The organism is Brevibacillus sp. NL20B1, from assembly GCF_018195675.1.
In the GTDB taxonomy this organism is placed as follows: Bacteria; Bacillota; Bacilli; order Brevibacillales; family Brevibacillaceae; genus Brevibacillus; species Brevibacillus aydinogluensis.
This window is the reverse complement of record NZ_JAGTPT010000002.1, coordinates 180,291-200,323: the sequence shown is the minus strand read 5'-3', so window position 1 is coordinate 200,323 and position 20,033 is coordinate 180,291. Positions and strand designations below refer to the sequence as shown.

General features: G+C 56.7%; 24 protein-coding genes. 23 read left to right on the top strand and 1 reads right to left on the bottom strand.

The window, feature by feature from the left end; genetic code table 11:
- Nucleotides 1-77: 77 nt before the first annotated feature.
- From KDN35_RS02675 to KDN35_RS02615, 13 genes are all read left to right on the top strand, one after another.
- On the top strand, nt 78-668 hold the full coding sequence (locus tag KDN35_RS02675; RefSeq protein WP_171564965.1) for an RNA polymerase sigma factor: 591 nt from the start codon (nt 78-80) through the stop codon (nt 666-668).
- Nucleotides 665-1,312, top strand: a complete 648-nt coding sequence (locus KDN35_RS02670; RefSeq protein WP_212132010.1) for an anti-sigma factor family protein — start codon at nt 665-667, stop codon at nt 1,310-1,312. Before KDN35_RS02675 ends, KDN35_RS02670 begins: the two co-directional genes overlap by 4 nt.
- Nucleotides 1,313-1,418: 106 nt before the next feature.
- Nucleotides 1,419-2,357 (top strand): tetratricopeptide repeat protein, encoded by a 939-nt coding sequence (locus KDN35_RS02665; protein WP_212132009.1) that lies wholly within the window; start codon nt 1,419-1,421, stop codon nt 2,355-2,357.
- A gap of 105 nt (nt 2,358-2,462) precedes the next feature.
- Entirely contained in the window at nt 2,463-3,575 is a 1,113-nt protein-coding gene (locus KDN35_RS02660) for a hypothetical protein (RefSeq protein WP_171564962.1), read from the top strand.
- Between the two features lie 10 nt (nt 3,576-3,585).
- On the top strand, nt 3,586-3,807 hold the full coding sequence (locus KDN35_RS02655) for an IDEAL domain-containing protein (RefSeq protein ID WP_171564961.1): 222 nt from the start codon (nt 3,586-3,588) through the stop codon (nt 3,805-3,807).
- An 86-nt stretch (nt 3,808-3,893) separates the two neighbouring features.
- Nucleotides 3,894-4,316: a DUF2487 family protein gene (locus KDN35_RS02650; protein ID WP_171564960.1), complete on the top strand. Its 423-nt coding sequence runs from the start codon at nt 3,894-3,896 to the stop codon at nt 4,314-4,316.
- Between the two features lie 219 nt (nt 4,317-4,535).
- Nucleotides 4,536-5,054, top strand: a complete 519-nt coding sequence (locus tag KDN35_RS02645; protein WP_212132008.1) for a Rieske (2Fe-2S) protein — start codon at nt 4,536-4,538, stop codon at nt 5,052-5,054.
- Nucleotide 5,055: 1 nt separating this feature from the next.
- Nucleotides 5,056-5,727, top strand: a complete 672-nt coding sequence (qcrB, locus tag KDN35_RS02640; RefSeq protein WP_171564958.1) for a menaquinol-cytochrome c reductase cytochrome b subunit — start codon at nt 5,056-5,058, stop codon at nt 5,725-5,727.
- Between the two features lie 29 nt (nt 5,728-5,756).
- Nucleotides 5,757-6,551 (top strand): menaquinol-cytochrome c reductase cytochrome b/c subunit, encoded by a 795-nt coding sequence (locus KDN35_RS02635; RefSeq protein ID WP_212132007.1) that lies wholly within the window; start codon nt 5,757-5,759, stop codon nt 6,549-6,551.
- Between the two features lie 74 nt (nt 6,552-6,625).
- Nucleotides 6,626-7,225, top strand: a complete 600-nt coding sequence (locus KDN35_RS02630) for a DUF1405 domain-containing protein (RefSeq protein ID WP_212132006.1) — start codon at nt 6,626-6,628, stop codon at nt 7,223-7,225.
- Nucleotides 7,226-7,274: 49 nt separating this feature from the next.
- Nucleotides 7,275-8,084, top strand: a complete 810-nt coding sequence (locus KDN35_RS02625; protein WP_212132005.1) for a sporulation protein YpjB — start codon at nt 7,275-7,277, stop codon at nt 8,082-8,084.
- A 241-nt stretch (nt 8,085-8,325) separates the two neighbouring features.
- Entirely contained in the window at nt 8,326-9,861 is a 1,536-nt protein-coding gene (locus tag KDN35_RS02620; protein ID WP_212132004.1) for an FMN-binding glutamate synthase family protein, read from the top strand.
- 27 nt (nt 9,862-9,888) lie between these two features.
- On the top strand, nt 9,889-10,587 hold the full coding sequence (locus KDN35_RS02615) for a YqjF family protein (protein ID WP_171564953.1): 699 nt from the start codon (nt 9,889-9,891) through the stop codon (nt 10,585-10,587).
- A 122-nt stretch (nt 10,588-10,709) separates the two neighbouring features.
- Here the strand turns inward: KDN35_RS02615 and KDN35_RS02610 are convergent, their stop codons facing one another.
- Nucleotides 10,710-11,567: a YitT family protein gene (locus KDN35_RS02610; RefSeq protein WP_171564952.1), complete on the bottom strand. Its 858-nt coding sequence runs from the start codon at nt 11,565-11,567 to the stop codon at nt 10,710-10,712.
- A gap of 311 nt (nt 11,568-11,878) precedes the next feature.
- Between KDN35_RS02610 and KDN35_RS02605 the strand changes: the two genes are divergently transcribed.
- The 10 genes from KDN35_RS02605 (at nt 11,879) to panD (ending at nt 19,979) form a co-directional block, all read left to right on the top strand.
- Complete coding sequence (locus tag KDN35_RS02605) at nt 11,879-12,217, top strand: nucleotide pyrophosphohydrolase (protein WP_171564951.1); 339 nt, start codon at nt 11,879-11,881, stop codon at nt 12,215-12,217.
- 2 nt (nt 12,218-12,219) lie between these two features.
- The gene (gene dapB, locus KDN35_RS02600; protein ID WP_212132003.1) at nt 12,220-12,972 is read left to right on the top strand and encodes a 4-hydroxy-tetrahydrodipicolinate reductase; all 753 of its coding nucleotides are present in this window, start codon (nt 12,220-12,222) and stop codon (nt 12,970-12,972) included.
- A gap of 43 nt (nt 12,973-13,015) precedes the next feature.
- Nucleotides 13,016-13,426, top strand: coding sequence for a methylglyoxal synthase (locus KDN35_RS02595; RefSeq protein WP_171564949.1), 411 nt, complete (start codon nt 13,016-13,018; stop codon nt 13,424-13,426).
- Nucleotides 13,423-14,118 (top strand): bacillithiol biosynthesis deacetylase BshB1, encoded by a 696-nt coding sequence (gene bshB1 / locus KDN35_RS02590; RefSeq protein ID WP_212132002.1) that lies wholly within the window; start codon nt 13,423-13,425, stop codon nt 14,116-14,118. The genes KDN35_RS02595 and bshB1 overlap by 4 nt, the downstream gene beginning before the upstream one ends.
- Nucleotides 14,119-14,136: 18 nt before the next feature.
- Nucleotides 14,137-15,264 (top strand): N-acetyl-alpha-D-glucosaminyl L-malate synthase BshA, encoded by a 1,128-nt coding sequence (gene bshA / locus KDN35_RS02585; RefSeq protein ID WP_212132001.1) that lies wholly within the window; start codon nt 14,137-14,139, stop codon nt 15,262-15,264.
- 127 nt (nt 15,265-15,391) lie between these two features.
- Complete coding sequence (locus KDN35_RS02580) at nt 15,392-16,615, top strand: CCA tRNA nucleotidyltransferase (protein ID WP_212132048.1); 1,224 nt, start codon at nt 15,392-15,394, stop codon at nt 16,613-16,615.
- Nucleotides 16,605-17,588 (top strand): biotin--[acetyl-CoA-carboxylase] ligase, encoded by a 984-nt coding sequence (locus tag KDN35_RS02575; protein WP_171564946.1) that lies wholly within the window; start codon nt 16,605-16,607, stop codon nt 17,586-17,588. Before KDN35_RS02580 ends, KDN35_RS02575 begins: the two co-directional genes overlap by 11 nt.
- A 251-nt stretch (nt 17,589-17,839) precedes the next feature.
- A complete protein-coding gene (gene panB / locus KDN35_RS02570) occupies nt 17,840-18,703 on the top strand; it encodes a 3-methyl-2-oxobutanoate hydroxymethyltransferase (RefSeq protein ID WP_171564945.1) in 864 nt (287 codons plus the stop codon).
- On the top strand, nt 18,703-19,563 hold the full coding sequence (gene panC, locus KDN35_RS02565) for a pantoate--beta-alanine ligase (RefSeq protein ID WP_249178866.1): 861 nt from the start codon (nt 18,703-18,705) through the stop codon (nt 19,561-19,563). The genes panB and panC overlap by 1 nt, the downstream gene beginning before the upstream one ends.
- Nucleotides 19,564-19,595: 32 nt before the next feature.
- Nucleotides 19,596-19,979, top strand: a complete 384-nt coding sequence (gene panD, locus KDN35_RS02560) for an aspartate 1-decarboxylase (RefSeq protein ID WP_171564944.1) — start codon at nt 19,596-19,598, stop codon at nt 19,977-19,979.
- Nucleotides 19,980-20,033 lie beyond the last annotated feature (54 nt).

The window sequence follows — 20,033 nt, the reverse complement described above, 5'->3', positions numbered from 1 at the left end:
ACTTTTTACATCCCCAGCAGTCTAATGTAACAAAGGCCGCTGAGGGATCGGAATTGCAATAGGAGGTATTCCTGCACATGACCGATTCCCAGCTTATCCGTGAAATTAAAGAAGGCAACCTGGAATGCTATGCCGAACTGATCCGGCGATACGAAAAAAAGATTCTTGCATTTGTTACTCACTTGCTTCGCCAGGCTCATCTGGAGCACATGGCGGAGGATATCTGTCAGGATACGTTTTACAAGGCATATAAAAGCATTCACTCGTTCCGCGATGTAGAAGCGACCTTTTCTACGTGGCTCTACACCATAGCCCGCAATACCGTGCTGAGCGAGCTGCGCAAAAGCCGGAATTCGGACGTATACCTTGAGGATAATCCGCAAGTTCCGCTTGCGTCGTACGATCGCCTGCCGGAGCAGGTCCTGCTGCGAAACGAACGGGAGCACCTGGTCAGACAGGCAATCAACAACCTGCCGGAAAAGCAGCGTTCAGCCTTGATCCTGAGGGAATACGAGCAGATGGATTACAACGAGATCGCCACCATTCTAGACTTGACGGTGAGTTCGGTAAAATCCCTGTTGTTTCGGGCGCGGCAGAGCATTAGAGCACAGTTGGAAGCCTACATCCTGGACCCTCATTTGGATGAAGCTGAAGGGATGAATCGATGATGAGATGTGAAGAAGTACAGGAATTGATGCCTGATTACGCCGACGGCCTGCTGTCCGAATTGACGCGCCGGCGGATTGACAATCACTTGACGAACTGCCGTGCCTGCAGTGCCGATTTCGCGTTGTGGAAAGACAGCGGCGATTGGATGAAAGCGGACAGGGAACGGTACCATGCTGTCACGCCTTCCAAATCGATTGTCGATGCCGTAATGGCCCGAATTCTTTCGGAAGAGAAGTGGGCGATTCCGATTGGGAAAAAAGTGTTTACCGTGACGGCCCGGATGCGACGCGTTGGCGCGTGTGCCGCCATTATCCTGCTGATGCTCTGCTCGTTTACGTTGTACGTCAATACGAGCAGTACCGAGCAGGCCAACTCCTTGATGATTGACGGAGAAGTGGTAGCGATGGGGAAAAAGGCGCAAGTCATCACATCCTCCATCCAGACGGAGGACGGCACCTACGTCGTGGAACCGCAGCCGCTGGTATCTGACGAAAAGCCGCTGGTCAGGGAGACGGCCTCGATCGTACCGTTCAACAGTGTGCATTCGCCGACTGACCCAACCCAACCCAACTACGGGATCGTGCTGAGCGTGTTTGGCATCTTGGTCACCGTCCTCTCCATGAGTTGGTTGACACGGGCATAATGGTATATGATTTAATAGAAGGAACATACGGAAAAAGACCGTCTTCGGACGGTCTTTTGCAGCTCTTTTACATGACGAGAGCAACCATACATACGAGGTGAGGACGATGACAGACAAATGGCTGTACGTCATAGACGAAGCAATCAAACGGATTGAAAACGACGAGGTGGAACTGGGGCTCAAAGCGCTGCAAAAGGTACAGGAGCACGGCAAGGATTTGCCGGAGGTCATGATGTACCTGGCGGAAGTGTGGTACCGCCTTGGCCATCTCGAACAGGCTTCCAGTCTGCTCTCCAACATACTGCAGGAACATCCCGGGTTACAGGCGGCGCAGCGGCAAGAATGCCAGATGATGATGGCGGAAATTGCGCTGGATCTGAGTGATTTTGAGACCGCGCAGCACCTGTTGTACGAATTGAAGGAATCGGGGATGGAACACATCCGGCTGGATCTGCTGCTGGCAGATCTGTACGCCATGCAGGACCTCGACGAAGTAGCGGTCAAGTACCTGGAACAGGCCCGTCAGAAGGAGCCGGACGATCCCGACATCCTCGCCGCACTGGGCGACATGTATTTCCGCGTGGGACGCGATGCGGAGGCAATGAAACTGCTGGAGCAGGCAGGAGCGGAGAGCTTGCCGCTGCTTTTGGCCAAGGGACGCTCACTCGCCCAAAGCGGACAGTTTGAACAGGCGTATCAGGTGTATCACCAGGCGCTGGCCCTGGAGCGCTCGGAGGAAGTGCTGTACGGCTGCGCGCTGATGGCGTTTCACCTCGGCAGGCTGGAGGAAGCGGCGGAGCTGGTGTCCAGCCTGCAGGCGATCGATGAGGAATACGTCGCCGCCTATCCGCTTGCGGCTGACATCTACCTCTCGCTCGGCCGAACGGAAAAGGCGATCGATGCGCTCAAGCAATACGTGGCACTGTCCGGGTTTGACCTGGACCACATTCGCCGCCTGATCGCCCTGTTGACGCAAGCGGGCCGCTACGAAGAAGCCAAGGAATACCAAAAGCTGCACGACGAATGGAATGTAGACGACGAATAACAAACGGCTCTGGCAGGAAGCTGCACTGGCGGCTTCCTGTTTATTTTGCCGTAATTTGGCAAGAATGGTGGGTAAGAAAAACCCTTGCAAAGTAGGGATGCTCAGATGAACTTGGCTGAGATCTTGGTGTACACCGACATCCGGCAGCTCCATCAAATCGCCGATTACTACGGCTGTGAATGCAACCCTCACTCCAAGAATGAACTGATCACGTCACTTCTTGCCAATTTACGATACCGGGAGACCATCACCCGGGAAGTGGAGCGGCTTTCGCTGGAAGAAGCCCATTTTTTCCTCCTGCTCTTTCTCGACAAGCGCACGTTGATGTCGCTCGAAGACCTGATGGCCAAGGCCGGCTTGGCACTGGATGCACACAAGGAACGTAAGGCTGAAAACGCGCGCAAATTTATCGCCGACGCAATGCGGCGCGGCTGGATCTTCCCGGCAAAAAGCAGGGCGGGCGGCCAGTACCAGATTCCCCTGGACATGCGGGAACCGTACCTGCAGGCGTGGCTGGACAAATGGCGGGTTACTGTTACAGCAGCGGAACCGACGGCCTATCGCGACGAAGGAACCGCACTCTGTGACGATATCATGCAATTTTTACAATTCCTGCAGCAGGAGCCTGTTCCGCTGACTGCGGACGGTGCCATGTACAAGCGGTACCAGCAGCAGTTGTTTCAGTTTCTGCACATCAAGGAAGAGCCGCTCACGCCGCAGAAATGGCGTTTTGGCTACGGACTTCACTTCGACCTGTACCCGGACCGGTTCTCGCTGCTTTACGACTACTGCTACTACCAGAAATGGATCGAAGAGATGCCGGGGCAGGTAATGCTTACGGAAGCGGGAGAAGAACGGTTGAAACAGCCGTATGACGATCAACTGCACCACGATCTGATCCGCTTCTGGATGCGGCTGTACAAGCGGGCGGTCCCCAATCTGCCGATGCTTGTCCAACTGATTCCCCTGCTGGGAGCGGGAGGCTGGGTCAGCCAAGACGCACTTTCGGACCGGCTGCTACCCTGGATCAGGCCGTTTTACTACGATGACCCAGTCAACATTCTGACCAACCGCGTCCTGAAAATGATGGTCCATCTGGGGCTGCTCCGGGTCGGACAGGATGAAAGCGGTCAGTGGCTGTACGCCGGGACGTATGCCAGCCAGACATGGCTTCGCAAATACAATGGCTTTGCCGAATCGACTATTTTATTGAAGTGAGGGATGTATCATGGAGTGGCCAAATTTTTATTCCAATTCCAATGTGTACGGGACGAATAACCAATTGGTGTCGGGGCTGTTGTCGGAAATGGTGATTGACGAGCAAGTGCGTCTGTATCGTAAGCGCACCCTGTACAAGGAGATCGACGAAGCGCTGGCGATGAAAAACAAGGAGCGGTTTATGCGTCTGACCGACGAACTGCGCCAGATCATGGCCTACGAACAATCGTAACGTTGGGCAGCTGATGGTGGATTGCCTGTCTCCTCCTGTTCATGGTACGCTTAATTTCAGATAGTAATGGAAAGAGGAGACGCCTGATGCAGTGGAATGTTCAAGAACTGGAAAATTGGGAGGAGCTGCGGACCTATGTGGACACCGCGCTGCTCCCTCTTTATTTGTACCGACCGGAGAAGCCGGTGAAGGAGCACGTGCAGCGGATGAGTTATCTGGTGCAGGTGGCCGCTTCAATCGAACAGCGTTTGAAGGGACGGGTGCTGATGTTCCCGCTCTGTTACCAGATCGGTGACGAGCCGCTTGCCCAACGGCTGCCGGCCGGGTTTGCCCACTACGTCCTGCTGCAGTTCAGCGGGGATCGGCTGGATGCACACGAGGGTGAAGGCAGTCGCTTGAGGCTGACAGTGGGAGATGAAGACCTGGAATCGGCACTCCGCTTTGAGGTAACGATCGATGTCCTCAGCCGGGAAATTATTCGTCACTGGCAGCACGGCGGCCGTCAATAAGCGGAAATATTTCAGGAAATACTATATCAATCAGGGGAGAGTTGCCATATTTGACAAAATGGCAACAATCTCTCAATCAGACGAGGTTGGGGCCGGGCCCGTCCCCCGGATATTCTTGACATCTCTATAGGCGTTTAGCTATGATTGGGATTGACCTAGTGTATATGTATGGAAATCGCCAAAGTTGCGCTATTCTACAGAGTAAGGAGGGAAAAAGACATGGGCGACAAACGGGAAATTTCCAGACGTACGTTCCTCAACTACGCACTCATGGGAACAGGCGGATTCCTCGCTGCAGGAATAATCACACCAATGCTTCGTTTTGCAGTCGACCCCTTGCTGCAAAGCAGTGCGGGTACAGATAAAGTGGCTGTCGGCAGCGTGGACGAGTTCGGTCCAGAGCCGAAGCGTGTGGATTTCAAGGTACATACCAAGGACGGGTGGTATGAGTCCGAGTCGACGTTGGCTGCGTGGGTGACCAAGAATGAGAAGGGCGAGATTCTCGCACTGTCCCCGATCTGTAAGCACTTGGGCTGTACAGTGGACTGGAACACTGACCCGAATCATCCCAACCAGTATTTCTGTCCGTGCCACCTGGGTCGTTATGACAAGGAAGGTGCGCACATTTTGGGAACTCCGCCGACAGCATCCCTCGATGTATACGAGACGGAAGTGAAGGACGGCAAGCTCTATTTGGGCAAACTGAAACCAAATCCTCGTCCGGGGGTGAGTGGCTAAGATGTTGCAAAAAATGTATGACTGGGTTGATGAGCGCCTGAACATCACCCCGATGTGGCGCGATTTGGCCGACCACGAAGTCCCAGAGCACGTAAACCCGGCACACCATTTTTCCGCGTTTGTGTATTGCTTTGGTGGCCTTACGTTCTTTATTACAGTCATTCAAATCCTGTCTGGTATGTTCCTGACCATGTACTATGTACCGGACATTATCAATGCGTATGAATCGGTCAAATACCTGCAGAACGAAGTGGCATTCGGGGTAATCGTGCGCGGCATGCACCACTGGGGGGCCAGCCTGGTCATTGTCATGATGTTTCTGCACACGCTGCGTGTGTTCTTTACCGGTGCGTACAAAAAACCGCGTGAATTGAACTGGGTAGTGGGCGTGTTGATTTTCTTCGTCATGCTCGGCCTCGGTTTCACCGGTTACCTGCTGCCTTGGGACAACACAGCGTACTTCGCGACCAAGGTAGGTCTGGAGATCGCGAACTCCGTGCCGTTAATCGGTCCGTACGTCAAAACCCTGCTGACCGGCGGCGAAATCGTAGGGGCACAAACCCTGTCCCGCTTCTTCGCGATTCACGTGTTCTTCCTGCCGGGTGCCCTCTTGGGTCTGTTGGGAGCACACTTTATCATGATTCGCGCGCAAGGTATCTCGGGTCCACTATGATGAGTCTTCGATTATAAGGAGGAAATAGCATGGCGAAACACGAAAAAGATGCTACCTTCGTCGGAGACTCCCGGATACCGGCGAAGCGCATTCCAAACATTGCCCCGTCGTACTCCGACTTTCCGGGAAAAACGGAGCCGTTCTGGCCGAACTTCCTGCTGAAAGAGTGGATGGTGGCAGCCGTCTGTCTGGTCGGGTTTCTGGTGTTGACTGTCTCTCACCCGTCGCCGCTGACCGACAAGGCAAACCCGAACGACACGTCGTTCATTCCGCTGCCGGACTGGTACTTCCTGTTTCTGTATCAAATGCTCAAGTATCCGTGGGCGGCAGGTGACTGGGTAGTCCTGGGTACGGTCATCATTCCGGGTATTGCCTTTGGTGCGCTGCTGCTGGCTCCGTGGCTGGATACCAGCAAAGAACGCCGTCCGTCCCTCCGTCCGGTGGCAACCGGTCTGATGATGACGGCGCTGGTGTCGATTTTCTACCTGACGTGGGCAGCAGACCATGAGCACACCCTGAACCACGGGTCCAATCACGGCGGCAGCGGCAGCGGAGGCGGCTCCAACGCAGCTGCTCCGGCTCCGGCTGATCCGAGCTTCAAGGCCGATGCACTGTGGACTGCTCAAACGGGCTGCATGGGCTGCCATGGCAAGAACATGGAAGGCGGCATGGGGCCCAATCTGCAGAAGATCGGAAGCAAGTATGACGCGAACCAGATTGCCGAAATCATCAAGAACGGGATACCGCCGGCAATGCCGGGCGGCCTGATTCAGGATGAAGAAGCAATCCAGAAATTGGCTGAGTACATGGCTACGTTGAAATAAGCCCATGCAAGAAAAGCTGACTGACGTTCGGTCAGCTTTTTCTTTAACGGCCTACATAGTGGGAGACGATGTTCATGAACTGGTTATGGATGTGGTTCCGGCAGTCTTTGGGGAAAAGGTGGTTTCTCTGGACCCTGTTCGTCGTCAACTTGCTGGGAACCATTTACGGCTTTGTCTGGTACAGCGATCAACTGGCAGCTACCCCGGGGTATTTGCGCCCGTTTGTACCGGACAGTCCCACGGGGAGCGGACTATTTACCATCGTGCTGTTTACCTACCTGATGGGACGGCACATACCGGTGCTGGAATCTCTGGCCGGCATCACCAATTTTAAATACGGCGTCTGGGCAGTAGGCATCATCGTGGCCGGATGGCTGTTGGGTGACGAGGTGAGCGGGACAGATATCATGTTGTTGATCTCCCACGCAGGCATGGCCGTCGAATCGGTGCTGTATGCCCGCTTTTTCAAGCTGAGCTGGCTGCCGGTGGGAATCGCTGCACTGTGGACGTTGAATAACGATTTCCTCGATTACGTCATGGACATCCATCCGTGGCTGCCTGCCGTGCTGGATCAGTACGAGGGATTCGTCGGCCTTTGCACGGTTCTGCTCAGCCTGATTTCCATCGCAGTGATCTGGTTTACCTTCACGCGGTTCAACAGAATCAAGGTCTAATCTTGTCCTCCTTTCCATAGTCTTTACTAGGGGAAGGAGGGTTTTTGCATTGAGAAAAAACATCCGGTTTCTGCTGTTCTTCCTGATCATCGGGCTGTTCCTGTCCTGGCCCATCCATACATTGCTCAACAAGCTTGACCGTCCGGCCGAAGAACAACAGTTGGCCGCGTTGGATCACATAGCGCAAGAGTTGTTAACCCATACGAAAAGAGGGGAGCTGGAGGCGGCACAGGAGAAGATCCGGCAGCTGGCGGAGCGCTTTCCCCAGCAACGCCTGCCCGTCTCCCTGCGGATAGACAGTTTGAACGCTGTGACGCAATCAATTTTGGCGGCGAAAAACAGCTTTGCCAAGTCCAGCACGAGCGATCAACTGCTGTGGCACGCGACCCGCGTGCGGATCGCCATCGACGCGCTTACCCATGATCATCAGCCAATGTGGCGAAGCTACTACGTATCCTATGCGACCCAGATGCAAAATCTGATGGAGTCGGCAGTGGAGCGGAATTATGACCAGTTTCGCCAACAATTCGACGAAAACACCCGCTTGTATCTGGCGATCAAACCGGCGATGAGCGTCCATTTAAGGGAAGAGCAGATCAGGCAGATCGACGCTGCGTACGATCTCATCTCCAAAGAGCTGCGCCGCGACCGGATCGAGTGGCAGATGGTTCGGAACGCCCTGCGCGATTTGAACGTCACGATGCAGGCAGCGTTCATTGGAAAGGATCAGAGCACCATCGCCCAGTTGATGCGGCCGGCCTCGCCGTTTCCGATGTTTGTGGCGATTGTTGCAGCCGTGGTGCTGACACTGGCATATGTGGCCTGGAAAAAATACCGGGGGCAGATGAACCCTACCTGATGGTGTGAAAAGAGCATCTACCATGTGCGTAGATGCTCTTTGCTATTTTGGATATCGGGTACGTACGGCAGTCGTTGATGACGGATGTGGCTGCATTGGGGAACTGGATAAGACGGGGAAACGTGTATACCAGCAAATGAGTGGCTGCGTTTGTTTCCAACCGGTGCTTTTATGCGACAGACGCATAGGCTGCGTGCAAGATCGAAATAATGAGGGATGAAAAAAGGGCTAGGAGGTTGTCATGACCAACACGTGGCTTTCCTATCTCGCCGGAGCGTTCGCCGGGGCATTTCTGGCCATTCTCTGTGCGGGGCTGATCGCCTTCCTGTTTGCCCGCCCTTTGATCAAATGGGGAGTCGGGCGCTTCACGAAACGGCTGATGGCTGACCGTTACCCGGAAAACATTTGGGAGATGGTGTCGGCGCTTACCAGAACCAGCCCCCGAATCGTCGTGGAAAACAGTCTTCGCGCATCCAGCGGCGGCGTAATTGAGCGACCGTTTGGCAGTCCGCGCAAGTTTCTGGATTTTGACGGTCTGATTTTTTCTCCTGCTCAGCTTGCCACACTGCCCGCACCGGAAGATGCGCCCGTCGATATGATGACGACCATTGGCCCGCTTGCCCAACGTCCGCTCATCCTGAAAATCCCCGTGATGGCCGGCGCAATGGGTTACGGCATCGGGGTGTCCGAAAACGTAAAAATTGCGATCGCCAAAGGAACGGCAGCGGTCGGAACCGCGACGAACTCTGGTGAAGGACCTCTGCTGCCCGAAGAGCGAGCACATGCCGCCCATTACATCTTGCAGTACAATTCCGGGCACTGGGCCAAAGAGCCGGAGACTCTTCAGCAGGCAGATGCGATCGAGATTCATATTGGTCAGGGGGCAACAGCAGGTGCCGCGAGCAGAATCCCGTCCAAGTATATAGATGGACGGGCCCGTGAACTTCTGCAGGTTCCGGACGGTGAGGGCCTCATCATCCCTTCCCGTCACGCGGAAATTGTCAAACCGCAGGATCTGAAGCTTTTGGTCGACAGACTGCGCTCTGTAACGCAAGGCGTCCCCATTGGTGTCAAGATGTGTGCCAGCGGAAAGTTGGAAGCCGACCTGGAAGTAGCCATTCAGGCCGGAGTGGATTTTATCAGTCTGGACGGCGGACAGGCCGGCACAAAAGGGGGGCCGCCGATTTTGGAAGACGACTTTGGCCTGCCGACGATTTTCGCCTTGTCTCGCGCAGTTCACTACCTGAAAAAGCGGGGAGTCAAAGACAGGATCAGCCTCCTGATCGGTGGGGGAATTTCTACGCCCGGCCAATGTTTGAAAGCACTCGCCTTGGGAGCGGATGCCGTGTTCATGGGGACAGCCTTGTTGTGGGCCATGACCCATGAGCAGGTGACCAAAGCCATTCCGTGGGAGCCGCCCACGCAGCTTGCCTATTACACGGGCAGCCAAAAGAAGGCGTTTGACATAGAGAAGGCCGCGCATTCCTTGGAGAATTTTTTGGTTTCGTTTGTGGAAGAGATGAAAGTCGCCATTCGTGCGCTGGGTAAGACCTCCTTGAGGGACGTGAACGCAGACGATCTGGTAGCGCTTGACGAATGGACGAGCACGGTTACGAAGGTGCGGTTGGTCACTCACCCATATGAGATCGTACCCGGCTCATCGTCAGAAGAGGCGGAACCAGACGATATGGCGTTGTCGATGGGAGATGATACTGCTGAGGAGTTAGAGGCAAACCGGGAGCGTCCAAGTGTGCTGAGTCTGTTCGAGACGTTTTGACACGAGCAGCGAGAGGAGGGGGGCGACATGAAAGGCACATGGATCATCTCGCAAACCTGGGCAGATTTGCTGTTTGCCCATTGGCCTGTTCCGGTTGAAAGGATTCAGCCGTTTGTTCCTCCTCCGTTGGAAGTAGATACATTTGACGGCATGGCGTGGATTGGCCTGATTCCGTTTGAAATGAGCGAGATTCGGCTCAGGTTTCTTCCAGTTCCCGTAACAGTTCCCTTTCCGGAAATCAATGTGCGCACATACGTGATCTTAGGTGGAAAACCGGCGGTATTCTTTTTGTCATTGGACGCGTCCAATCAGTTGGCCGTCGGAGCGGCAAAATTGACCTATCACCTACCGTACTTCCACGCGAAGATGTCAATCAAACGGACAGCAGCGGAGATCCATTTCCAAAGTGAGCGGAAAGGGGGGGAGCAGCGGTTCAGCGCGATCTACCGTCCTGCGTCCGAACCGTTCACGGCCAGACCAGGCAGCATTGAGCATTGGCTGACCGAGCGATATCGTTTTTGCTGTTTGTGCCCCCGCACGCAGCGGATTTACGGCGGGGATATTTGCCATGAACCTTGGCGTCTGCAGGCAGCCGAGGCGGTGATCCGGGAAAATACGATGGGGGACCAATACGGTATCGACATGTCGAAGGCCCCTGTGCACCTGCTTTATGCACAGGGCGTAGTAGCGCGGATATGGCGGGCCAGAAAAATGTTCGGAGCATAGGGCTTCGCTTCCCTAGTGCCTGCACACCCTGCAGCCAAACGACTCACGGTGATTCGGGGATACGGCGAAGCAGGCGAAATGCATGTCCCCGTGGCAGCTGCAGGGTATGGGCTTTGGTCCGATTACTCATGAATGGGCTGCTTGTTTTCATCCAGGGTAAATCCTTCGCCGAGCACCTCGTGCACGTCATTGACAATCACGAAAGCATGGGGATCGATCTCCTGCACGATGCTTTTGTAACGCATCACTTCGTTACGGCTGACCACGACGTACACGACCTGTTTCTGCTCGCCGGAAAACGCTCCTTTGCCTGCCAGCAGCGTAACACCGCGCCCCAGCTCCAGGATCTGTTTGGCGATTGCATCGGCGTGATTGGAGATGATGGTGAGCGCCTTTCCGGCGTATGCGCCGTCCTGAAAAAAGTCGATGACGCGGGCGGCGATGAAGACGGCGACCAGGGTGTACATGGCGCTTTCGAGATTCAAATAGATCAGCGACGCGGCAATCACCAGCATGTCGCCAAAAAACAGCGTACGGCCCATGCTGATGCCCATGTATTTTTGCAGTACGCGGGCGATGATGTCGATACCACCCGTGGTGCCGCCGTAGCGGAAAATGATACCGAGGCCTACCCCGACTGCCACGCCGGCGTACAGCGAGGCGAGCAGCCGATCGTCCATTGGCAGGGGCAGCACGCCCTCAAATACAGAGAGAAAGACGGAGAGGGCAACTGTGCCAAGAATCGTATAGGCAAAAGCAGTGCGTCCCAGCACTTTCCACCCGATCACGAACAGCGGCACGTTCAGGACGAAAAAGACGATCCCCTGGTCGACACTTGGGATCAACAGCTTGATCAGAATACTGATGCCGGTAATGCCGCCCTCAGCCAGATTGTTTGGAATGTTGAAGGCGTTGATGCCGAATCCCATGATGGCGGATCCGACGATGATGGCGATGATGCTTTTGAGGCGCAGATTCATAAGCGTTCTCCCTTCTTGTCGGTGATCCTGCGTCCGAAGGCTTCTGTCCGAGGCAGCGGGAGGGTCCTCTGGGGGATACCTTGCGGCGGCAGACATTCGCATGGTTGGATGCGGCCGAGGCGTGTGACTGCCCGACTGGCTGCTTCGTGCGAATAGTTGGTTGAAGGCTTGTTGGTAGGTTCGACAGCCATTATAATGGAATGTTGATTTGCTTGTCCATAACCTTCCAGCCAGCGTATTGAGATTTGGCAAACGCAGGCTTTTCAGGTACGATAAAGTCACCGAATATTCTCTGGCAGAGGAGTGACCTGATGAATCAGCGGAAGACCTTGCAGGAAATCCAACAGGAAGTCGACCAGTACATATCACAATTTAAGGAAGGATATTTCTCCCCGCTGGCGATGATGGCCCGGATGACGGAAGAGGTGGGAGAACTGGCGCGGGAGATCAACCACTACTACGGCGAAAAACCGAAGAAAAAAGACGAAGCGGAGAAAACCGTGGAGGAAGAACTGGGCGACGTCTTTTTTATCGTGCTGTGTTTCGCCAATTCGCTCGGTATTGATTTGCAAGAGGCATTTGATCGTATTATGCACAAATTTAACACGCGCGATAAGGATCGCTGGACCAGAGTAGAGGAGACGAACTAGAAATGGACAAACTGATTCGTGTAGCAGTAGCAGGGGCCCATGGCCGCATGGGCCAGGAAGTGGTCAAGATGCTGGAGCAGGATGAGGAGTTGGTGTACGCAGGAGCACTGGACACGCGGGGGGATGATGAGGCGATTCAGCGGCAGCTGGACGAAATGCGCCCCGACGTGCTCGTTGACTTTACGACGCCGCACAGCGTCTACCGCCACCTCGAACTGTGCCTTACCCACGGCATTCGGCCAGTGGTGGGGACGACCGGACTGACACCGGCGCAGCTTCAGGAGTTGACGGCGAGATACCGGGAGGCGGGGCTTGGCGGCATCATCGCGCCCAACTTCGCGATCGGGGCCATTTTGCTGATGAAATTTGCCGCCATGGCAGCGAAATACATGCCGCACGTGGAGATCATCGAGCTGCACCACGACCGGAAGCTGGACGCACCCAGCGGTACGGCGCTGAAAACGGCGGAGATGATCGCAGCTGTTCGTGAGGAAATCAAACAGGGTCACCCGGAAGAAGCGGAGAGCATCCCGGGGGCGCGCGGCGCGGAATACCACGGGTTCCGGATTCACAGCGTGCGGTTGCCGGGCTTGGTGGCTCACCAGGAAGTGCTGTTCGGGGCAACTGGCCAGACACTTTCGATCCGTCACGACTCGATCAACCGCGAGTCGTTCATGCCGGGTGTAAACATGGCAATTAAGGCCGTTGTGAACCTGAGCGAACTGATCTATGGACTGGAGCACCTGATTGATTAGGATTAGGCGGGATAACGCTACTTTCAGCGAGGGAGAGGTTTGCGTGAGAATTGCTTTGATCGCACACGACAGAAAAAAAGAAGAAATCGTTCAATTGGCAATGGCTTACGAGTCCATCCTGCGCGAGCATGAATTGTACGCCACAGGGACGACCGGACTTCGGATCATGGAAGCAACATCCCTGCAGGTCACGCGGTTTCTCTCCGGCCCCCTGGGAGGAGATCAGCAAATCGGAGCGATGATTGCCCGCAACGAGATGGATCTGATCATATTCTTGCGTGACCCGTTGACGGCTCAGCCGCATGAACCGGACATTATCGCACTGCTTCGCCTGTGCGACGTGCACAAGATTCCGTTTGCCACCAACATGGGCACGGCAGAAGTGCTGCTGAAAGCGCTGGAACGGGGCGAATTGCGCTGGCGCGAGGTCGTGCGCGAGGAGGAGCAGGCATGAGCGAGCTTGACATCCTCGCCATCGGAGCGCATCCCGATGACGTGGAGATCGGGGCGGCCGGCAGTCTGTTGCTGGCAGTGAAGCAGGGCAAACGCGTCGGCATCCTTGACCTGACCTACGCCGAGCTTTCGTCCAACGGCACCGTCGAGCGCCGGCAGGCGGAGGCGGCCGAGGCCGACAAGCGGCTGGGAATTGCCGTCCGCTACAATTTTGGCTTGCCGGATCGCGGCCTGGAACGGGTGCGCGACGAGGCGATCAGCCGGGTCGTCGACCTGATCCGGCAGACGCGGCCAAGCGTGGTGCTTGCGCCTTACTGGCAGGACCGTCACCCCGATCACGAGAGCGTCAGCCGGATCGTCCGAGAAGCAGTCTTTTCCGCCGGGATTCGTCTGTATACGGCGAAACAATCCCTGCCCGCCTACCGCCCCAGCCAATTGCTGTACTATTTTATCAACACGACGGTGACGCCGAATGTGGTCGTGGACGTCACGCCGGTGTACGAGCAAAAAATGGAGGTGCTGCGTGCGTACCGCAGCCAGTTTGAAAAAGAAGAAGGCAGCGTCGCTACGCCGCTCAACAACGGGTATCTGGAACTGGTCGAATACAGGGAACGTCTGTTCGGGCAGCAGGCAGGCGTCAAGTACGCGGAGGGGTTTGTCAGCGCTGCGCCTTACGTGCTGACGAGCTTGTAGGAAGGAGAGAACACCTCGATGAAGATTGGCATTACCTGCTACCCCTCGTTGGGCGGATCGGGCGTGGTTGCCACGGAATTGGGCAAACTGCTGGCGGAGCGGGGCCATCAGGTTCACTTTATCACATCCAGCATGCCTTTCCGCCTGGGAACGTTTCATCCCAACATTTTTTACCATGAAGTGGAAGTAAATCATTACGACGTTTTCAAATACCCTCCGTACGACTTGACGCTGGCCAACCGGATGGCGCAGGTGGCCCAAAACGAAAAGCTGGACCTACTGCACGTCCATTACGCTGTTCCCCATGCACTGTGCGCCTATCTGGCCAAACAGATGGTGGGCGAACAGCTCAAGATCGTAACCACCCTGCACGGAACAGACATTACCGTACTGGGATACGACTCCAGCCTGAGCGGCATGATTCGCTTCGGGATCGAGCAAAGCGACCTGGTCACCGCCGTCTCCAAGGATTTGATCCGGCAGACGTACGACCTGCTGCAAGTCGACAAGGAGATCGTCCCGGTCTACAATTTTGTGGATAAACGGCGCTACTATCCCAAAGAGGTGGGAGAGTGGAAGCGCGTGTTCGCACCCAACGGCGAAAAAATCCTGATGCACATTTCCAATTTTCGCCCGGTCAAGCGGGTGCCGGACGTGATCGAAGTTTTTCGGCTGGTACGGGAGCAGCTTCCGGTCAAGCTGATGCTGATTGGCGAGGGGCCTGACCTGGCCTCGGTACGCAACATGGTGGCCGAACTGGGTCTGGAAGGGGACACCTATTTCCTCGGCAAACAGGAGGATGTGGCCGAGGTCATTTCCATGGCCGACATCATGTTGCTCCCGTCGGAAAAGGAGAGCTTCGGGCTGGTAGCGCTGGAAGCCATGGCCTGCGGCGTGCCGGTCGTGACGACCAATGCGGGCGGATTGCCGGAAGTGGTGCTGGACGGCGAGTGCGGCTTTCTCCTGCCGGTCGGGGACGTGGCTGGCATGGCGGAACGGACCGTGCGCCTGTTGACCGACCCGGATCTTTTCCATCGCCTGTCCCGCAACAGTATCCGGCGGTCGTGTGAAACCTTCTGTCACGAGAAGATCACGTCCCAGTACGAATCGCTGTACCGCCAGCTGATCGGCTCAGGATCGTCATGACGGTCACGGACGGTACAGGCTGCTTTTCGTCATCTGAAACAGCTTGGAAATCATGATGAACAGGCCATATACGATTTTCACACAAACGCCTCCTTTGCTGGGCGGACGAAAAAACGGGGTGAAGGAGTTGCTCAAGGAACTGGCGGTTCGTATCCTGCGCACACTGGAGGACAACGGCTATGAAGCCTATTTCGTCGGCGGGTGCGTCCGCGATTGGCTGCTCGGCAGAACCGTACACGATATAGATATATGTACGAATGCCCATCCCGGCGACGTTATGCGGCTGTTTCCCGATCACTTTCCTACCGGCCTGCAGCACGGCACCGTCTCTGTCAGGCTTGACGGCCAGATGTTTGAAGTGACCACGTACCGGGTGGAAAGCACGTACGAGGACTACCGCCGGCCCACAGAGGTCTGCTTCGTCTCCGACCTGCAGCTCGACCTGGAGCGGCGCGATTTTACCATCAACGCGATGGCGATGGATCGGTTCGACCGTTTGCGCGATCCGTTTCGCGGGCGGGACGACCTGCGGGATCGGCTGATCCGGGCGGTGGGGGTCGCGGAGCGGCGCTTTTGCGAGGATGCCCTCCGGCTGTTGAGGGCGGTGCGGTTTGCCGCGCAGCTTGACTTTTCCATCGAGCCGGTTACCCTGGCGGCGATGGAGAAAACGGCACCGCTCTTGTCGCATATCGCCGCAGAGCGAATTCGGGACGAACTGCACAAGATCGTCGACAGTGCGGCGCCGCAAAAGGGGATCGGCCTGATTGTGCAGACGGGTTTGGCCGGTTTTTCTCCGCTGCTCGATCGCCTGTTCCGGACGTCGAACGAGCAGGCGTGGCGGCTGGTACACCTGGGTACGCTCAACCAAAAGTGGGCCCTGCTGATGTATGCCGCTCGGTTTGACCCGCAGGAGGCGCGCACGCTCTGTCGACAGCTTCGGATGTCCAAGCGGGAAGTGGAAGCGATCGCCCAATTCGTCGGGCTGCTGGCGTCGCTGCGGCCGGATTGGGATGCGCCGCGCGACGTGGAGTGGGGACGACTGCTGCTGCAGGCAGGGTGGCAAGTCTGCATGGAAACGGACAACCTGTTGCAGGCGTGCTGGTGGAAGCGGAAGGACGGCCGCTCCTCCCGGTCGCTGATTGCCGCCTACGAGTCGATGCCGGTCAAGTCGCTGCGCGAACTGGCTGTCACCGGTCGCGATCTGCAGGCGGCGCTGGAACGAAAACCGGGGGGATGGATTCAGCGCGTGCTCTTGCACCTGTTGGAGCAGACGGCGCTGCACGGACTGCCCAACACTCCGGAGGCACTGGTGGAAGAGGCAAGGAGAGAGGTAGCGCGTCATGAACATTAAGCAGGAAATCCTAAAGGCGTTTCACGCCAATCCCGGCCGATTTATCTCCGGCGAGGAGCTGAGCCAGACCTGCGGCTGCTCGCGGACGGCCGTGTGGAAGCATATCGAGGAACTGCGTCAGGAAGGCTACGAGGTGGAAGCGGTCCGCAAGGCGGGCTACCGATTGCTGGCCGCCCCCGATCGCCTGTCCGCCGAAGCGGTCATCGCCGGCTTGGACACAAAGCGGATTGGCCAGCACGTGTTGGCCTACGACACGGTAGTCTCCACCCAGCTGTTGGCGCATGAAGCGGCAGCCAAAGGGATGCCGGAAGGGACCCTGGTGATCGCGGAGCAGCAGACGGGCGGCAAAGGGCGCCTGGGACGCGCCTGGCATTCGCCCAAGGGCACGGGCATCTGGATGAGCATGATCGTCCGTCCCGTGATTCCGATTCCGAAAACACCGCAGATGACGCTGCTGACAGCTGTCGCTGTGGCCAAGACGATGCAGCAGGAGACAGGCGTGGACGTCAAGATCAAATGGCCCAACGACATTTTTATCGGGGGCAAAAAGGTGTGCGGCGTGCTGACGGAGTTAAATGCGGAAGCGGACCGTGTCAATTACCTCGTCATCGGCATCGGCATCAACGCCAACACCGCCGCGGCCGATTTTCCCGAAGAGCTTAGGGACATTGCCACGTCGCTTGCGATCGAGAGCGGGACGACTGTCGACCGGGTGCGGTTCATCCAGCAGTTTTGCCGGATCTTTGAAGCGGAGTACGACCACTATTTGCGGCACGGCTTTGACCGGATCAAGACGGAGTGGGAAGCGTGCTCCTACACGATCGGCCGGTGGGTGACCGTCAAAACCATCCATTCCGAACTGGAAGGACGAGCAGTTGGTCTCGACGAAGAAGGCGTCCTGATTATCGAAGACGCCGCGGGTGCACGGCACAAAGTGTATTCCGCCGACGTCAATTATGGTGCAAACGAATAAGTCTTCTGGTATACTCCTATGGTGGAGGCCGTATCGTCCGGCGAACGGCACTTCAAACCGGGAGTATTTTTTATGTATGAACAACACATCGTAATGGACTACAATCTGCTCAGAGCCTGTGTGGACCGAGACAGAAGGAATCCAGCGACCATGGACATATGTTTGCATGGACACCCTTCTCCCTTTTCGGCGAGAGGGTTTTTTATTTCCGGATGGGTCCACGGGGTGGGGCGCACAAAGAGGTGGGAGAGATGACAAACAACCTGGCGCCGGTCACCACGTCCGATTTGCGTAAAAAAAAGCGTGACGGCCAACCGATCACCATGGTCACCGCGTACGATTTTCCTTCCGCCAAGCTGGTGGAGGAAGCGGGAGCGGACATGATCCTGGTGGGAGATTCGCTCGGGATGGTGGTACTGGGATACGATTCGACGATCCCGGTCACGATGGACGACATGCTGCACCATACCAAAGCTGTGACCAGGGCGGTCAAGCGGGCCTTCGTGGTCAGCGACATGCCGTTTCTCAGCTACCACGGAACGGTGGAGGAAGCAGTGAAAAACGCGGGCCGTCTCCTGCAGGAGGGGCTGGCCAAAGCGGTAAAAATGGAGGGGGGCCGGGAGCTGTCCCCAATCATCACGCGCTGTGTGCAGGCCGGTATTCCGGTGATGGGGCACATCGGTCTGACGCCGCAGGCCGTTCACCAATTGGGCGGTTACAAAGTGCAGGGGCGTGAGCTGCATCAGGCCCGCCGTCTGCTGGAAGATGCGCTGGCGCTGGAGGAAGCGGGCGTGTTTGCGCTCGTGCTGGAATGTGTGCCGCAGGAAGTGGCTGCTGTCATTGCGGACAAGCTGGAGATTCCGGTCATCGGCATCGGGGCCGGTCCCTCCTGTGACGGCCAGGTGCTGGTCCTGCACGATCTGGTCGGCTACGGGTCGTCAGATTGGAAGCCCAAGTTCGCCAAGCGTTACGCCGATACCGGGACCATCATCCGCGAAGCAGTGGCGGCGTACGTCTCCGATGTGAAGGAGCGCCGATTTCCGGCTCCCGAACACGTCTTTCACGCGGCGGAGGAAACGGTGAAACAGCTCTACGGAGAAGGAGTGAACCGGTGATGATCGAACGCATGCTGCAGGTACCCACGATTGCCGAACTGCGCCGTTTGGTCGGCGAAGCGCGCCGGCAGGGGAAACGGATCGGCTTTGTGCCCACCATGGGCTATCTCCATGACGGCCACCTCAGCCTGGTCAAGAAGGCGCGGGAGACGTGCGATTTTGTCGTGATGAGCATTTTTGTCAACCCGCTGCAATTTGGGCCCAACGAGGATTTTGATCGCTATCCGCGCGATCTGGAACGGGACCGTGAACTGGCCCGGTCTGCCGGAGTTGACCTCCTGTTCACCCCGAGCGTGGAGGAAATGTACCCGCGTCAGGTGTTGACGACCGTCTCCGTGGCGCAGGTGTCCGAGCCGCTGTGCGGACAATCCCGTCCAGGTCACTTTGACGGCGTAGCGACTGTCGTGTTGAAGCTGTTTCAGATCGTCCAGCCGGATGCCGCCTTTTTTGGACAAAAGGACGCCCAGCAGCTAGCCGTCATCAGCCAGATGGTGGAGGATTTGTCTGTTCCGGTGCAGATCGTGCCCTGCCCGATCGTGCGCGAACCGGACGGATTGGCGATGAGCTCGCGCAACGTCTATCTCAGCCCGGAGGAACGGCAGCAGGCCACCGTCCTGTACCGCAGCCTCAAACAGGCGGATGCGTGGCTCAAAGAGGGCGTTCCGCTTGACGAGATCAAGCAGCGCATGGCGGAGATGATCACGGCCGAGCCGTTGGCCGAGATCGATTACGTCGAGGTGCTGACGTACCCGCGATTGACGCCAGTGGACACGGCCAGCCCCGGCCAGCAGCTGATATTCGCCCTGGCGGTGCGGTTCGGCCGCACTCGCCTGATCGACAACATGCTCGTAACCGTATAGCGACCACGACAGAAAATAGGGAGGAGACCGCCGTGTTTCGCACGATGATGAAAGCAAAAATCCACCGCGCCACCGTCACGGAAGCCAACCTGAACTACGTCGGCAGCATCACCATCGACAAGGAAATCCTCGATGCGCTGGACATCCTGCCGAACGAAAAGGTGCAAGTCGTCAACAACAACAACGGCGCGCGCCTGGAAACCTACGTGATAGAAGGGGAGCCGGGCAGCGGGGTAATCTGCCTGAACGGAGCCGCCGCCCGCCTGGTGCAGCCGGGCGACATCGTCATCATCATTTCCTACGCGATGATGTCGGACGAAGAAGCTCGCACCCACAAGCCGCGCGTGGCCATTATGGACGAAAACAACAAAATTGCCCAACTGCTGGCGGAGGAAGTGCACGCGACCGTCTATTGACGGAAGCGGTAGGCCTGCATAGAGCCACCTGCCTTGTGAGACAATGAGACTACT

Bases quoted from the DNA above. Each gene is read 5' to 3' on its own strand.
- KDN35_RS02635 (WP_212132007.1), top strand. From the start codon at position 5,757: ATGGCGAAACACGAAAAAGATGCTACCTTCGTCGGAGACTCCCGGATA.
- KDN35_RS02650 (WP_171564960.1), top strand. From the start codon at position 3,894: ATGCAGTGGAATGTTCAAGAACTGGAAAATTGGGAGGAGCTGCGGACC.
- KDN35_RS02660 (WP_171564962.1), top strand. From the start codon at position 2,463: ATGAACTTGGCTGAGATCTTGGTGTACACCGACATCCGGCAGCTCCAT.
- KDN35_RS02645 (WP_212132008.1), top strand. From the start codon at position 4,536: ATGGGCGACAAACGGGAAATTTCCAGACGTACGTTCCTCAACTACGCA.
- KDN35_RS02575 (WP_171564946.1), top strand. From the start codon at position 16,605: ATGAACATTAAGCAGGAAATCCTAAAGGCGTTTCACGCCAATCCCGGC.
- bshB1 (WP_212132002.1), top strand. From the start codon at position 13,423: ATGAGCGAGCTTGACATCCTCGCCATCGGAGCGCATCCCGATGACGTG.
- dapB (WP_212132003.1), top strand. From the start codon at position 12,220: ATGGACAAACTGATTCGTGTAGCAGTAGCAGGGGCCCATGGCCGCATG.
- KDN35_RS02670 (WP_212132010.1), top strand. From the start codon at position 665: ATGATGAGATGTGAAGAAGTACAGGAATTGATGCCTGATTACGCCGAC.
- bshA (WP_212132001.1), top strand. From the start codon at position 14,137: ATGAAGATTGGCATTACCTGCTACCCCTCGTTGGGCGGATCGGGCGTG.
- KDN35_RS02675 (WP_171564965.1), top strand. From the start codon at position 78: ATGACCGATTCCCAGCTTATCCGTGAAATTAAAGAAGGCAACCTGGAA.
- KDN35_RS02615 (WP_171564953.1), top strand. From the start codon at position 9,889: ATGAAAGGCACATGGATCATCTCGCAAACCTGGGCAGATTTGCTGTTT.
- KDN35_RS02605 (WP_171564951.1), top strand. From the start codon at position 11,879: ATGAATCAGCGGAAGACCTTGCAGGAAATCCAACAGGAAGTCGACCAG.
- KDN35_RS02610 (WP_171564952.1), bottom strand. From the start codon at position 11,567: ATGAATCTGCGCCTCAAAAGCATCATCGCCATCATCGTCGGATCCGCC.
- panB (WP_171564945.1), top strand. From the start codon at position 17,840: ATGACAAACAACCTGGCGCCGGTCACCACGTCCGATTTGCGTAAAAAA.
- qcrB (WP_171564958.1), top strand. From the start codon at position 5,056: ATGTTGCAAAAAATGTATGACTGGGTTGATGAGCGCCTGAACATCACC.
- KDN35_RS02630 (WP_212132006.1), top strand. From the start codon at position 6,626: ATGAACTGGTTATGGATGTGGTTCCGGCAGTCTTTGGGGAAAAGGTGG.
- panC (WP_249178866.1), top strand. From the start codon at position 18,703: ATGATCGAACGCATGCTGCAGGTACCCACGATTGCCGAACTGCGCCGT.
- KDN35_RS02620 (WP_212132004.1), top strand. From the start codon at position 8,326: ATGACCAACACGTGGCTTTCCTATCTCGCCGGAGCGTTCGCCGGGGCA.
- KDN35_RS02665 (WP_212132009.1), top strand. From the start codon at position 1,419: ATGACAGACAAATGGCTGTACGTCATAGACGAAGCAATCAAACGGATT.
- KDN35_RS02655 (WP_171564961.1), top strand. From the start codon at position 3,586: ATGGAGTGGCCAAATTTTTATTCCAATTCCAATGTGTACGGGACGAAT.